Raw genomic sequence first — 13,298 nt, 5'->3', positions numbered from 1 at the left:
CCCGTCAGGCGCTCAGCGCCAGGTAGCGGTTCTTGATCGTCGGGTCGGCGCGGAAGGCGGCGGCGCTGCCCTCGTAGACCACGCGGCCCTGTTCGAGGACGTAATGGCGGTCGGCGAGCTTGTCGCAGACCATCAGGTTCTGTTCCACCAGCAGCACCGGCAGGCCGTCGTCCTTGACCTTGCGCAGGATCTTCACCAGCTCGTCGACGATCACCGGGGCCAGGCCTTCGGTGGGTTCGTCGAGGATCAGCAGTTTTGGATCATTGAGCAGGGCGCGGGCGATGGCGAGCATCTGTTGCTCGCCGCCGGAGAGCGCATGGCCGGCGTTCTTGCGCCGCTCCTTGAGGCGCGGGAACATGCCGTACACGTCTTGGAGCTGCCAGCGGCTGGTCTTGCGGACGGCGATGCGCAGGTTTTCCTCGACGCTCAGCAGGCGGAAGATCCCGCGATTCTCCGGCACCAGCGCCAGGCCCTGGCGGGCGATCTCAAAAATCTTCCGACCCACCAGTGCCTGGCCGTTGAAGTGGATCTGGCCCTGGCGCGGGCAGATGATGCCGAGGATGCTGCGCAGGGTGGTGGTCTTGCCGGCACCGTTGCGCCCGAGCAGGGTCACCAGTTCGCCGGGGTTGACGCTCAGCGACACGCCTTCAAGCACGTGGCTCTTGTCGTAGTAGGAATGGATATTCTCGACGATCAGCATCAGGCGGCCTCCCCAAGGTAAGCACTGCGCACGCGTTCATCGGCACGCACGAACTCCGGCGTGCCTTCCACCAGGATCTGCCCGTGGCTCATCACCGTGATGCGTTGGCTGATGGACATGACGATGCTCATGTTGTGTTCGATCAACAGCACCGTGTGGTCGCGGCCGAGGTCGCTGATCAGTTGGGTCATGATCGGGATGTCATCGATGCCCATGCCCGAGGTGGGCTCGTCGAGCATCAACAGTTTCGGCTTGGAGCAGATCGACATGCCCACCTCCAGCACCCGTTGCTGGCCGTGGGACAACTCGCCGGCCAGGGTCTCGGCACGGGCGGTAAGTTGCAGGCGTTCGAGCACCTGGTCGGCCATCTCCAGATGTTCGCGCTTGCTGTCCACGCGGCGCCAGAAATTCAGCGCACGTGCACCGTCGCGGCCTTGGGCAGCGAGGCGCAGGTTCTCGCGCACGCTGAGGTTCTGGAACAGGCTGGTGAGCTGGAACGAGCGCGCCATGCCCAGGCCGACGCGGCCGTGGGCCGGCTTGCGCATCAGGTTCCTGCCGTCGAAATGAATCGCCCCGGCCGTGGCCTGGCGTTCACCGGTCAGGCAGTGGAACAGGCTGGTCTTGCCTGCGCCGTTGGGGCCGATGATGGTGTGGATGGTGCCGGCTTCGACCTTGAGGTTCACGCCGTTCACTGCCCGGAACGCGCCATAGGCCAGTTCCAGGTCTCGGGTTTCCAGCAGGATGCTCATAGCCCTTCCTCCTTGGCGACGACGGCTGCCTTGCGACTGCCGCGCACGCGCTCGAACAACGCGGCCAGGCCGCCCCACAAACCGCCGCGCATGAAGATCACCACCAGGATCAAAATCACCCCCAGCAACATCAGCCAGCGCGGCCAAAGGTCGGAGAGAAAATCCCCCAGCAGTACGATGGAACCGGCACCCAGCAACGAGCCGAACAGCGAGCCGGTGCCGCCGATAATGGTCATGATCAGGATGTTCTCGGACATCGCCAGGTCGATATTCGACAGCGGTACAAAGTGCAGCAGCATGGCGTACAGCGCCCCGGCAATCCCGGTGACTGCGCCGGACAGCACGAACACCAGGATCTTGAAATGCCGCGTGTCGTAGCCGATGGCCGAGGCGCGGGTTTCGTTTTCGCGGATCGCCATCAGCGTGCTGCCGAACGGCGAGGCGATCACCCGGCGTGCACCAACGAAGATCAGCAGGAACAGCACCGCGACAAAGCCATAGAACGCACGGGCGTCGGCCAGGGACAGCAGCACGGTGTCACCGAGGCGAACCTCGGGGCGCGGCACGCTGAGCAGGCCGTTGTCGCCGCCGGTCCAGTCGCTCAAGGTGTAGGCGACGAAGTAGGCCATCTGGCTGAACGCCAACGTGAGCATCACGAAGTAGATGCCGGTGCGTCGGATCGCCAGGGCGCCCACCAGCAGGGCCAGGAAACCACCGGCGACGGCAGCGCCGAGCAACGCGGTGAACAAACCCAGTTGCAGGTGGATCATCAGCAGCGCCGCGCAGTAGGCGCCGGCACCAAAGAAGATGCCTTGGCCGAATGACAGCAGCCCGGTGTAGCCCAGCAACAGGTTGCAGGCCAGGGCGGCCATGGCGAAGATCAGTATCTCTGTGGCCAGGGTCGCCGAGGGCAATATCAAGGGCAGGCCGATCAGCACCGCCACTACCCACAGCAACATGGCGCGCGATTGCGTTTTGGCAAACGGCAGGGGATTTTTCTCGCTCATGTCAGGCTCTCCCAAACAGGCCGTAAGGACGTACCAGAATCACCACGGCCATGGCGCCGTAGATCATCAGGCTCGCGCCTTGGGGCCAGAGTGTGGTCATCAGGCTTTGCACCACGCCCACCAGTAAACCGCCGACCAGTGCACCGCTGAACGAGCCCATGCCGCCGATCACCACCACCACGAAGGCGATGCCGAGAATCTCCGGGCCCACGAACGGCTGGGCGCCGCGCAACGGCGCGAACAGCACACCGGCCATGCCGGCCAGGCCGACGCCGAGGGCGAAGGTCATGGAGAACAGGCGGAAGATATTCGTGCCGAGCAGCGACACGGTCTCGGTGCTTTCACTGCCGGCGCGCACCAGGGCGCCAAAGCGCGTGCGCTCCAGCAGCAGCCACAGGCCCAGGCCAACCAACCCGGAAAACACAATCAGGAACAGGCGGTAGTAGGGGTAGACGAAATCACCCACCACCAGCACGCCGCGCAGCAGTTCCGGCACGGCGACGCTTTTGCCCACCGGGCCCCAGATCATCACGCTGGCTTCCTGGATGATCAGCGCGATGCCCAGCGTGACCAGGATCTGGAACATGTGCGGCAAGTGATAGATCCGCTGGATCAATACACGCTCGATCACCCAGGCCAACGCGGCCACCACCAGCGGCGCAATCAACAGCGCCAGCCAGAAGCTGCCGGTGAGGCTCACGGCGGTGTAGCAGATGTAGGCGCCCAGCAGGAAGAACGCGCCGTGGGCGAAGTTGACGAAGTTGAGCAGGCCGAAAATGATCGTCAGCCCGACCGCGATCAGGAAGTAGATCATCCCCAATCCAAGGCCGTTGAGTATCTGGAACAGGTAAAGATTAAGCATGCAGGAACCCTCGAACAGGTGGCCGCCGGGGCGGCCCTGCCGTGTACAACCGGTGAAGTTTTAGCGGATCAGGCGAGCGTACAGCCCGTGGCTTCCACCGGCGGGAATGACTGGCCGGCGTTGAGCACCTTGGCCAGGTCATCCTTGTCGGCCATGTCGCCGGCGGCCTTGCCGACCAGCAGGTAGTAGTCCTTGATCACCTGGTGGTCGCCGGCGCGAATCGACTCCTTGCCGGTGGGGCCTTCGAAACTCAGGCCCTGCATGGCCTTGGCCACGGTCGGCCCGTCGAAGCTGCCGGTGGCGATGATGGTGTCGAGCATGACTTTGGTGCTGATGTAGTCGGCGGCCAACGGGTAGGTGGGGTTGATGCCGTACTTGGCCTGGGTCAGCTTGACCAGCTCGCGGTTGAGCGGGGTGTCGACCTGATGCCAGTACTGCGCGCCGAGGTACACGCCTTCGAGGATGTCGCTGCCCAGTTCCTGGAACTGGTCGAGTCCGGCGGACCACACCAACAGCACTTTCATGCGCTCCTTGATGCCGAAGTTCACCGCCTGGCGCAGGGTGTTGGACGATTGGCTGCCAAAGTTGAGCAACACCAGCACATCCGGCTTGGTGGAAATGGCATTGGTGAGGTAGCCGGAGAATTCCTGTTCCTGCAGCGAGTGGTAGCTGTTGCCGACGTGTTCCAGGCCGTGTTCCTTGAGCACGTTTCTGGCGCCTTCGAGCAGCGCTTCGCCGAACACATATTGTGGCGTGATGGTGTACCAGCGCTTGGCGTCCGGCAGCAGTTTGATCAGCGGCACCATGGTTTCGCGGATGGCGCCGTAGGTAGGCACCGACCAGCGGAACGTGGCGTGGTTGCAGTCTTTGCCGGTGACTTCATCGGCCCCGACCGGGGTCATGAATACACCGCCGACCTTGTCGACTTCCTTGGCCACCGCCAGCGCCGACGACGACAGCGTGCAGCCCTGGAAGAACCGCGCGCCGTCCTGCTGGATTGCCTCCTGTACCTTGCGTACGGCTTTGCCGGCGTTGCCCTCGGTGTCGATGACCTTGTAGTTCAATGGGCGGCCCAGGAGCTCGGTGTGTTGTGCCACCGCCAGGCGCGAACCCATGTCGGCAAACTTGCCATAGCTGGCAAAGGCGCCGGACATGGACTTGAGGCCGTAAAAGGTAAAGGGCTCGGCGGCGAATGCGGACCGTACGCTCAGCGGAAGGCTGAGGGCGGCGGCCGCAGTAAGACTGGCTTTTAATAACGTACGACGCTGCATGGGGTGACTCCCTGGTTTAGTTATTGGCAGGAGTAGCAATGGCGATACGGTGGAGCAGGGCCTGTGGGCAGGCCTGTTATTGGGGTAACGCAATGTGCGGTTTGTAATGCAGTCAACTGTGGGAGGGGGGGTCTTAAGAGTGATCGAACTCCAGTAGAAAGTGCGGGCTGACCTGGCCTTCCAGCGCGGTCATATGGTGTTCGGCGTCGCACATATGTTCATGCATCAGGCTGCGTACCGCGCCTTCATCCCCGGCGCGAAAGGCGCTCAGCAGTTGCTTGTGATAGTCGAGGTTGGCGGCGTCGAACTGCTTGCGCTTGGGCTTGTAGGCTTTTTTCAGCACCACCAGGTCGCGCAGCAGATCGTTGAGAAACTGCGCCATAAAGCTCAGCAACGGGTTGGGGCAGGCCTTGGCCAGCAGGTTATGAAACTCCAGTTCCGCCAGGCGTTGCTCGCGCTGGCCGGCTTCGCTGTCTTCGGGAGCGCTGCAGAAATCCACGTTGTCCTGCAGGGCCTGGTAGTCGTCTTCACTCAGGCGCCCGAGCACCGACACCGCCAGTTCCACTTCGATGACCTTGCGCAATTGGTACACCTGCTCGCCATCCAGGTGCTGGAAGTGCAGGTAGTTACGCAGCGCACGGCTGGCGGGTTCAGTGCCGGCCTGGTTCAGGTAGGCGCCGCCGCTGGGGCCGGTGCGGGTACTCACCAGCCCCTCGACCTCCAGGGCCTTGAGCGCTTCACGGGCCGAGCCCTTGGAGCACTGGAAGCTTTCCATCAGCTCACGCTCGGTGGGCAGGCGGTCGCCGGGCTTCAAGGCATCGGTGACAATGGAGCGCTTGACCGACTCGACAATCACGTCGGACAGCTTCTGGCGTTTGCGGCGTAGCGGGCGAGTCAGCATGGGGTCGATTTATCGTATTAATGCGGATAAATAGCACTTAATAACGATTGAGACGGAGCGTCAACGCAGGGTGTCGTTTTCGGCGGCAACAGGTCGTAAATGACGCCCTACTCCCAATTACCTGAATCCAGGCAGCGCGTAGAAGGGGGTGGTTGCTTGCCATAGGCCAGGAAGTCGCCGACCCACTGGTTGACGCAGCCGCTGGTCCCCGTCTGAGCCGCCTCCTTGAGGTGCAGCTGTTCGACCAAGGGTGCGGCCTTTTCTCCGTATGGGGCATTGACCAGCACCATGCGCGCGACGCGTTCCGGATACAGCGTCCCGTAGCGGTTGCCCAGCCGCGAGGCGTCAGCATTGCCCAGGTAAAGCAGTTGCGCATCGCCCAGTTGGGCACGTACGAACTCCATGTCCCGTGCGGCCTGTTCGACGCTTTTGTCGTGCTTGAGGTCGCGGGGGCTGAGTTCGATGACGTCATAGTAATTGAGCAGCCTGCGGTAAGCCTGAGTGGAGTAGTCGCTCCAGCGGCTGGCCAACTTAATGGCGAAGGTGCCGCCGGTGTTGCTTCTCGAGGCGTTGCCGGCCTGGGCAAAGACCAGGCCGGCGCGGTTCAGCGGCTCGCGGGCGCCCACACGGGTCAGGTAGAGACGGATGCTGCCTTGACGCGGCGCCGCGTAATTGCGCGGTACGGTCACGATGCCACACTGGGTGCGCGACAGCACCTCGGGGTCCAGCCGTTCGGCGGCGGGAAGGGGGCAATCGAGCAGCCAATCAATGGCGGTGGGTTTGATCAGTGGCTCTGCCTGGCCAAGGTTTGCCATCAACCAGAAACAGCCGCACGCGAGGTATTTTGCAACATTCATCCAGTGGTCCCTGGCAGCCGTGTGATAGCGGCATTTTTTACCAAGGAACCTGGGGCGAAGAATGTAGGGGCGGTAGACGACTCGTGTACGAAATTGGAGTTTTGTTTATCAGATTTTGGTTTTCCAACCGCCGCCCAATGCCTTGTACAGCGCGATGCTGGCCTGCAGGCGCGACAGTCGCAATTGCACGTTCAAGTCCTGGGCGGCATACAGGGTGCGCTGGGTTTCCAGCACCGTGAGCAAGTCTTCGGCCCCCGCCTGGTAGCGGCTTTCGGCGATCTGGAAGGCGGTTTGGGCCTGTTGCAGTTCTTCCGTTTGCCATTGGCGCTGCTGGTCCAGGCGCGTGATGCTGCTGAGGGCTTTTTCCACATCGGCAAAGCCATTGATGATCGCGCCTCGGTAGGTTTGCAACAGCTCATCCTGGCGGGCGCGCGCCTTGTCGCGCTCGGCGCTTAAACGGCCGTTGTTGAAGATCGGCCCGACCAGGCCGGCCGTCAGTGTGTAGTAGGGGCTGCGCAGGATGTCCAGGGCCTTGTAGGCGTCGGAGCCGAGTGTGGCGCCGAGGGTCAGGGCCGGCAGCATGGCGGCGCGGGCCACGGTGACGTCCGCCTGGGCTGCCGCCAGTTGGGCCTCGGCCTTGGCGATGTCCGGCCGGCGGCTGAGCAGCTGGCTGGGCATGCCGGCACCGATGGTTGGCCAGGTCAGGTCCTGGAAAGGTTCGGCGCCCAGGTCCAGGGCCTGAACCGGCTGGCCGAGGAGGGCGGCAAGGGTGATCTGGGATTCTTCGGCCAGTTGTTGAATCAACGGCAGTTGGCGTTGCTGGCTGGCCACCAGGCTTTTCTGCTGGGCCAGTTCCAGGGCCGTGGCGGAGCCTGCGTCGTAGCGGGTCTGCACCAGGTCGAGCACGTTACGCGCATTGGCCAGGTTCAACTCGGCGATCTGCTGGCGCTGGCGGGCCGCGAGGGTTTGCGCGTAGCGGTCGGCTACGCTGCTGAGCAAGGTCAGCTCCACGGTGGCCTGGTCGAACTCGCTGGCGCGCAGGCTGTGCAGGGCGCTGTCACGGGCAGCGGCGCGGCCGCCCCAGAAGTCCACCTCATAACTGGCGGTAAGGTTGACACCGAAATTGTCGACGGCGTCATCGCTTTGCGAGACGTCCAGGTCCGGTCCGCCCGGGCCGTGCAACAGTTTCTGGTGGCTGGTGGCGAGGTTGAACTTCACCTCGGGCAACAGTGGCGCTCCGGCAATCACCGCACTGGCCTGGGCCTGGCGCACGCGTGCCATGGCGGCGGCCACGTCGAAGCTGTCACGCCGGGCCTGGTCGACCAGGCGGTTCAACCGCGGGCTGCCGAACTGCGTCCACCAGCGCTGGTTGGTGGCCTGGGCGGCGTCGCGCTCGGCGAACTGCCAGGCGGCCGGCGGCGCGATACCGCTGTCCACGGCGGACGGGTCACCGGCGCAGGCCGTGAGCAGCAGGCACAGGCCGAGTGCGGGCAGGTGCGCGGGGATGGATCGTTTATTCACTGGTCAACGCCTTAACCGGATCGAGCCGGGCAGCTTTACGGGCCGGCATGAAGCCGAATACGACGCCGGTGACCAATGCGCAACCGAATGCGCCAAGCACCGCCACCAGGGAAAACTGCACCGCCACCTGGGCCAGCACCAGCACGCCGCCCACCAGCAGGGCCAGGGCAATGCCACACAGGCCGCCGACCACCGACAGCATCACCGCCTCGGTCAGGAACTGGCGCAGGATGTCGCGCTGGCGCGCGCCGGTGGCCATGCGGATGCCGATCTCGCGGGTGCGTTCGCGCACGGTCATCAGCATGATGTTCATCACGCCAATGCCGCCTACCAGCAGGGAAATCGCGGCAATCGAGCCGAGCATCAGCGAGAGGGTGTTCTGGGTGCGCGCCTCGGCCTGGATCATCGCCGCGTTGTTGGTCAGCTCGTAGTCGCGCTTGCCGTTGTGCAGCTTTTGCATCAACTGGTCGATGGCCACCTCGGCCTCGCGGACCTTGCGCGCATCGGCGGCGGCAATCACCACGTATTCGGGGTTGTAGCTGCCGAACAGGCGCACGCTGGCGGCGGTGTAGGGGATGGCGATACGGTCATCACTGTCCTTGTTGCCGGAGCTGGCGCCTTTTTCCGCCAGCACGCCGATCACCTGGAACGGGACGTTCTCAATCAGGATGTATTGGCCGATGGGGTCGACCTCACCCTTGAACAGCTTTTCACGCACACGGTGACCGATCACCGCCACGGTGGCGGCGGCGCGCTCGTCGGCCGCGGTGAAGTAACTGCCCTCGACCACCGGCCAGTTGAAAATCACCGGGAAGTTGGTGTCATTGCCACCCACATAGGCCATGTAGTCGACGTTGCCGAAGCGCACCCCGGCCTCACTGCCGTTGACCGGCATGATGCGCTGGACCTGGGGTAATGCCGCCAGTGCGTGGACGTCGTCGAGGGTCACGATACCCAGCGGCGTGCGCGGGTTGGGCGATGATCCACTGAGGTAGATAATGTTGGAGCCGAACGCTCCCATCTGCGCCATGACCTGGCGCTTGCTGCCTTCCCCGACCGCCAGCATCACCACCACCGAGGCCACGCCGATGATGATCCCCAGCAGGGTCAGTGCGGTGCGGAAGCGGTTGATCCACATCACCCGCCATGCAGCCTGGACGGCATCCACCAGTTCGGCCCTCCAGGCACCGTTGTGTTCGGTGCCGTCGGCCAAGCGCTGGCGCAGGTCCACGGCTTGCAACGCGCCGCCGGTGGCCGGTGGGGGCGCGGCACCGTCATCGGCCGAGTCACTGATGATCAGGCCATCGCGAATCTCGATAATGCGGTTGGCCCGCGCCGCCACTTCACGGTCGTGGGTGATCAGGATCACCACATGGCCCTGGCTCGCGAGTTCATCGAGCAGGGTCATCACCTCGGCGCCGCTGTGGCTGTCGAGGGCGCCGGTGGGTTCATCCGCCAGGATGATGTGGCCGCCGTTCATCAGCGCGCGGGCAATCGAGACGCGCTGTTGCTGACCGCCGGACAACTGGTGCGGACGGTTGCCGGTGCGCTCGGCCAGGCCCAGGCGGGTGAGCAGGGCGTGGGCGCGGGCATGGCGCTCGGTAGCGCTGATGCCGGCATAGATCGCCGGCATCTCGACGTTCTCCTGGGCCGAGCCCGAGGGGATCAGGTGGTAGCCCTGGAACACAAAGCCGAACGCCTCGCGGCGCAGCCAAGCCAGTTCGTCGCTGTCCAGGTGGGCGACGTTTTCCCCCGCGAACAGGTACTCGCCTGTGCTTGGGCGGTCGAGGCAACCGAGGATATTCATCAGCGTGGACTTGCCGGAACCGGAAGCGCCGACGATGGCGACAAATTCCCCGGCATGGATCGACAGGTCGATGCCGCGCAACACGTCAACCTGCGGGCTGTCGCCACCGCCGTAGGATTTGCGGATGTTCTTGAGTTCGATCAGGGGTGTGGTCACCTCAACCCCCGTTGCCGTCGGCCGGGCCGATCAGCAGGTGATCGCCTTCGTGCAGGCCGTCGAGCACTTCGACCCGCAGGCGATCGCTGATGCCCAGGTGCACTTCACGTTCTTCGATGCGGCCGTTGGTGGCGACCACGCGGGCGATCTGTTTGTCGGCACTTGAGGTGCCCAGCAGCGCGGCCACCGGTGCGGTGAGGACATCCTTGACCTGGCTGGCGACGAAGAATACCTGGGTGGTCATTTCGGCCATCAGCGCGTTGTCGCTGTTGTCCACGTCCAGCAGCACGGTGTACAGCACCACGCGCCCGCTGCCGCTCTTGCTGGAACTGTTGGGGCTGCCGCTGCCCTGGGTTTCATTCAGCGGCTTGGGCGGGATCGGCAGGATCTGCCGCACGGTACTGGACCAGCGCCGGTTGCCGCCGCTGAGGGTGGTGAAATAGGCGGTCATGCCGGGTTTGACGTGGCCGATGTCGGCTTCCGAGACTTCCGCCCACACGGTCATCGGCGACAACTTGGCGATCCGCAGGATCAGCGGGGTCTGCTGCTGGGCGTTGAGGGTCTGGCCGACCCGCGCATCCACCGCCACCACGGTGCCGGTCATCGGTGCGTAGATGCGCGTATAGCCCAGTTCCGCTTCATCGCTGCGCAGGCTGGCCTGGGCCTGGAGAATCTGCGCCTGGAACATATCGACTCGGGCCTGGGTGGCGCTCAATTCGGCCTTGGCGGTTTGCACATCCTCCTCGCGGGTGGCGTTGCCGGCGGCCAGGCGCTGTTGGCGCTGGTACTTCTGGCGCGCCAGTGCGTGCTGGGCTTTCTGCTCCTGCAGCTGCGCCTTGAGGTTTTCGATGGCATAGCGGCTGGCGTCGAGCTTGGCTTTTTGCGTCGAGGGGTCGATCTCCACCAGCAATTGGCCTTCCTGGACCTGGTCGCCGGCTTCGACGTGGATCTTGCGAATCTGTCCGGACGCCTGGGCGCCCACGTCGACATACCGGCGCGGTTGCAGGGTGCCCAGGGCCGTGACGCTGTTTTCGATATTGCCGCGGGTGACGGTAACGGTGGTCAGGGTCTCACCCCCCGTCGGCAATACCTGCCAGGCGGCGACGGCGATGATGGGAATCAGGCACGCAATAGCTAGCAAGGCGCGTCGGGCAGGGCGAGGGCGTTTCATGCTTAGGTTCCAGCCAGGAAAGTTCGGAGCGCAGTTGCGCAGAGCTGACAGTTAAACGAGAGAATTGCCCAAAGATTTAGGCTGATACATAAGCGGTTACAGGTCGTGTGCAGAAAAAAATCGGCCTGTAGATGCAAGTCTTGTTTAAAAGTAGATGAGAATTACTATAAATTGCACCTACCCAAACTGCCATTACTGAATGGCCTGTATTTGTTGTAGGAGCGAGCTTGCTCGCGAAGAGCTCAGGGACGCCGCGTTCACTCTGGTTTCCCGCGTTATCGTTGAGGTACTTCGCGAGCAAGCTCGCTCCTGCAGGACCAAATGCCGCCGCCCGGGGGCCAGGAGTCATGTTGGAAAACTACTATCGCGAGCTGGTGTGCTTCCTCAACGCCAAGCTGGGCAACCGCCAGGTGGCCGAGGATGTGGTGCATGACGCTTATGTCCGGGTGCTGGAACGTTCCAGCGAGACGCCCATCGAACAGCCCCGTGCGTTTTTGTATCGCACCGCGCTGAACCTGGTGATCGATGGTCACCGGCGTAACGCCTTGCGCCAGGTCGAACCCCTGGATGTACTCGACAGCGAGGAGCGCTTCGCCGCCGGTTCGCCCCATGCCACCCACGACTACGGCCAACGCCTGGCTATGCTCGAACGCGCCCTGGCCGAGCTGCCGGCGGCCTGTCGCGACAGCTTCCTGCTGCGCAAACTCGAGGGCCTGAGCCACCTGCAAATCGCCGAGCGCCTGGGTATTTCCCGCACCCTGGTGGAAAAACACATTGTCAATGCCATGAAGCACTGCCGGGTGCGGATACGCGAGTGGGACGCGCACTGATCACTGATCAGGTAAATTTTATTTCATTGTCCTCGTTTCCTATCAACACATGACCTGTTGTGCAGGTCTCGAAGGTATTCCCGCCCCACCGCCAAGGGGCTTATCCAGAGGACACTGGAATGACACAGGCAATTGCTTCGCCCGCGGTTCACGACCTGATCGGTATCGGTTTTGGCCCTTCGAACCTGGCGCTGGCCATCGCCCTGCAGGAGCGCGAAAAGGCGCAGGGCAAACTGGACGTGCTGTTTCTCGACAAACAGGCCGACTATCGCTGGCACGGCAATACCCTGGTGACCCAGAGCGAATTGCAGATTTCGTTCCTCAAGGACCTGGTGACCCTGCGCAACCCCACCAGCCCGTACTCCTTCGTCAATTACCTGAAAGCCCATGACCGCCTGGTGGACTTCATCAACCTGGGCACCTTCTACCCGTGCCGCATGGAGTACAACGACTACCTGCGCTGGGTTGCCGGGCAGTTCCAGGCCCAGGCCCGCTACGGCGAGGAAGTGCTGGCCATCGAGCCGATCCTGCACCAGCAGCAGGTGGAGGCGCTGCGCGTGATTTCCCGCGATGCGCTGGGCGAGCAGCATGTGCGTACCACCCGTTCGGTGGTGGTCAGCGCCGGCGGCACACCGCGTATTCCCGAAGCGTTCAAGGCCCTCAAGGGCGACAGCCGGGTGTTCCACCATTCCCAGTACCTGGAGCGCATGGCCACCCAGCCTTGCGTGGACGGCAAGGCGATGCGCGTCGCAATCATCGGCGGTGGCCAGAGTGCGGCCGAAGCCTTTATCGACCTGAACGACAGCTTCCCCTCGGTGCAGGTCGACATGATCCTGCGCGGTTCGGCACTCAAGCCGGCCGATGACAGCCCGTTCGTCAACGAAGTGTTCTCGCCGGCCTTTACCGACCTGGTGTTCCAGCAAGTCGGTGCCGAGCGCGAGCGCCTGGTCGCCGAGTACCAGAACACCAACTATTCGGTGGTCGACCTCGACCTGATTGAGCGCATCTACGGGATTTTCTACCGCCAGAAAGTCTCCGGCATCGCCCGCCAGGCCTTCCGCACCATGACCGTGGTCGAGAAGGTCACCCCCGGCCCCCTGGGCATCGAACTGGCCCTGCGCAACAACGCCAACGGCGAAACCAGCGTCAACCATTACGACGCGGTGATCCTTGCCACCGGCTACGAGCGCGAGACGCATCGCGCACTGCTGGCGCCGCTGGAGGAGTATCTGGGTGATTTTGAAGTGGCGCGCGACTACCGCATCGTCACCGATGAGCGCTGCAAGGCCGGCATCTACATCCAGGGCTTCAGCCAGGCCAGCCATGGCTTGAGCGATACGCTGCTGTCGGTACTGCCGATTCGCGCGGATGAGATTGCGGCGTCGCTGTTTGAAAACGACCGTAGCCGCGGCAAGGCGCGTTCGGTGCAGGATCTGCTCCTCGCCACCGCCAGCTGACAAGCTGCA

12 protein-coding genes are annotated in these 13,298 nt (G+C 63.5%); 2 read left to right on the top strand and 10 right to left on the bottom strand.

Annotated features, from left to right (window positions below):
• Positions 1 to 4: 4 nt before the first annotated feature.
• The 10 genes from FBY10_RS11195 to FBY10_RS11150 form a co-directional block, all read right to left on the bottom strand.
• The gene (locus FBY10_RS11195) at positions 5 to 700 is read right to left on the bottom strand and encodes an ABC transporter ATP-binding protein (protein ID WP_145336203.1); all 696 of its coding nucleotides are present in this window, start codon (positions 698 to 700) and stop codon (positions 5 to 7) included.
• Positions 700 to 1,449: an ABC transporter ATP-binding protein gene (locus FBY10_RS11190; protein ID WP_145336201.1), complete on the bottom strand. Its 750-nt coding sequence runs from the start codon at positions 1,447 to 1,449 to the stop codon at positions 700 to 702. The genes FBY10_RS11195 and FBY10_RS11190 overlap by 1 nt, the downstream gene beginning before the upstream one ends.
• Positions 1,446 to 2,456: a branched-chain amino acid ABC transporter permease gene (locus FBY10_RS11185; RefSeq protein WP_145336199.1), complete on the bottom strand. Its 1,011-nt coding sequence runs from the start codon at positions 2,454 to 2,456 to the stop codon at positions 1,446 to 1,448. The genes FBY10_RS11190 and FBY10_RS11185 overlap by 4 nt, the downstream gene beginning before the upstream one ends.
• 1 nt (position 2,457) lies before the next feature.
• A complete protein-coding gene (locus FBY10_RS11180) occupies positions 2,458 to 3,318 on the bottom strand; it encodes a branched-chain amino acid ABC transporter permease (RefSeq protein WP_131698193.1) in 861 nt (286 codons plus the stop codon).
• Between the two features lie 68 nt (positions 3,319 to 3,386).
• Positions 3,387 to 4,589, bottom strand: a complete 1,203-nt coding sequence (locus tag FBY10_RS11175) for an ABC transporter substrate-binding protein (protein ID WP_131698192.1) — start codon at positions 4,587 to 4,589, stop codon at positions 3,387 to 3,389.
• Between the two features lie 133 nt (positions 4,590 to 4,722).
• Positions 4,723 to 5,490 (bottom strand): FadR/GntR family transcriptional regulator, encoded by a 768-nt coding sequence (locus tag FBY10_RS11170; RefSeq protein WP_131698191.1) that lies wholly within the window; start codon positions 5,488 to 5,490, stop codon positions 4,723 to 4,725.
• A 107-nt stretch (positions 5,491 to 5,597) separates the two neighbouring features.
• Positions 5,598 to 6,347: an alpha/beta fold hydrolase gene (locus FBY10_RS11165; RefSeq protein ID WP_131698190.1), complete on the bottom strand. Its 750-nt coding sequence runs from the start codon at positions 6,345 to 6,347 to the stop codon at positions 5,598 to 5,600.
• Between the two features lie 108 nt (positions 6,348 to 6,455).
• Positions 6,456 to 7,868: an efflux transporter outer membrane subunit gene (locus FBY10_RS11160; RefSeq protein WP_145336197.1), complete on the bottom strand. Its 1,413-nt coding sequence runs from the start codon at positions 7,866 to 7,868 to the stop codon at positions 6,456 to 6,458.
• Positions 7,861 to 9,831, bottom strand: a complete 1,971-nt coding sequence (locus tag FBY10_RS11155) for a MacB family efflux pump subunit (RefSeq protein WP_145336194.1) — start codon at positions 9,829 to 9,831, stop codon at positions 7,861 to 7,863. The genes FBY10_RS11160 and FBY10_RS11155 overlap by 8 nt, the downstream gene beginning before the upstream one ends.
• A gap of 1 nt (position 9,832) precedes the next feature.
• The gene (locus tag FBY10_RS11150) at positions 9,833 to 11,002 is read right to left on the bottom strand and encodes an efflux RND transporter periplasmic adaptor subunit (RefSeq protein WP_131698187.1); all 1,170 of its coding nucleotides are present in this window, start codon (positions 11,000 to 11,002) and stop codon (positions 9,833 to 9,835) included.
• A 347-nt stretch (positions 11,003 to 11,349) separates the two neighbouring features.
• Here FBY10_RS11150 and FBY10_RS11140 point away from each other — a divergent pair, with 347 nt between their 5' ends.
• Both FBY10_RS11140 and FBY10_RS11135 read left to right on the top strand, forming a co-directional pair.
• On the top strand, positions 11,350 to 11,832 hold the full coding sequence (locus FBY10_RS11140; protein WP_131698186.1) for a sigma-70 family RNA polymerase sigma factor: 483 nt from the start codon (positions 11,350 to 11,352) through the stop codon (positions 11,830 to 11,832).
• 119 nt (positions 11,833 to 11,951) lie between these two features.
• Positions 11,952 to 13,289 (top strand): lysine N(6)-hydroxylase/L-ornithine N(5)-oxygenase family protein, encoded by a 1,338-nt coding sequence (locus FBY10_RS11135; RefSeq protein ID WP_131698185.1) that lies wholly within the window; start codon positions 11,952 to 11,954, stop codon positions 13,287 to 13,289.
• Positions 13,290 to 13,298: the final 9 nt, after the last annotated feature.

Source organism: Pseudomonas sp. SJZ103 (genome assembly GCF_007828335.1).
In the GTDB taxonomy this organism is placed as follows: Bacteria; Pseudomonadota; Gammaproteobacteria; order Pseudomonadales; family Pseudomonadaceae; genus Aquipseudomonas.
Note: the sequence above shows the minus strand (reverse complement) of the source record. Positions and strands in the feature narration are given on the sequence as shown.

Excerpts from the sequence above, each read along its gene's own strand:
- FBY10_RS11195 (WP_145336203.1), bottom strand. The coding sequence starts at position 700 with ATGCTGATCGTCGAGAATATCCATTCCTACTACGACAAGAGCCACGTG.
- FBY10_RS11190 (WP_145336201.1), bottom strand. The coding sequence starts at position 1,449 with ATGAGCATCCTGCTGGAAACCCGAGACCTGGAACTGGCCTATGGCGCG.
- FBY10_RS11185 (WP_145336199.1), bottom strand. The coding sequence starts at position 2,456 with ATGAGCGAGAAAAATCCCCTGCCGTTTGCCAAAACGCAATCGCGCGCC.
- FBY10_RS11180 (WP_131698193.1), bottom strand. The coding sequence starts at position 3,318 with ATGCTTAATCTTTACCTGTTCCAGATACTCAACGGCCTTGGATTGGGG.
- FBY10_RS11175 (WP_131698192.1), bottom strand. The coding sequence starts at position 4,589 with ATGCAGCGTCGTACGTTATTAAAAGCCAGTCTTACTGCGGCCGCCGCC.
- FBY10_RS11170 (WP_131698191.1), bottom strand. The coding sequence starts at position 5,490 with ATGCTGACTCGCCCGCTACGCCGCAAACGCCAGAAGCTGTCCGACGTG.
- FBY10_RS11165 (WP_131698190.1), bottom strand. The coding sequence starts at position 6,347 with ATGAATGTTGCAAAATACCTCGCGTGCGGCTGTTTCTGGTTGATGGCA.
- FBY10_RS11150 (WP_131698187.1), bottom strand. The coding sequence starts at position 11,002 with ATGAAACGCCCTCGCCCTGCCCGACGCGCCTTGCTAGCTATTGCGTGC.
- FBY10_RS11140 (WP_131698186.1), top strand. The coding sequence starts at position 11,350 with ATGTTGGAAAACTACTATCGCGAGCTGGTGTGCTTCCTCAACGCCAAG.
- FBY10_RS11135 (WP_131698185.1), top strand. The coding sequence starts at position 11,952 with ATGACACAGGCAATTGCTTCGCCCGCGGTTCACGACCTGATCGGTATC.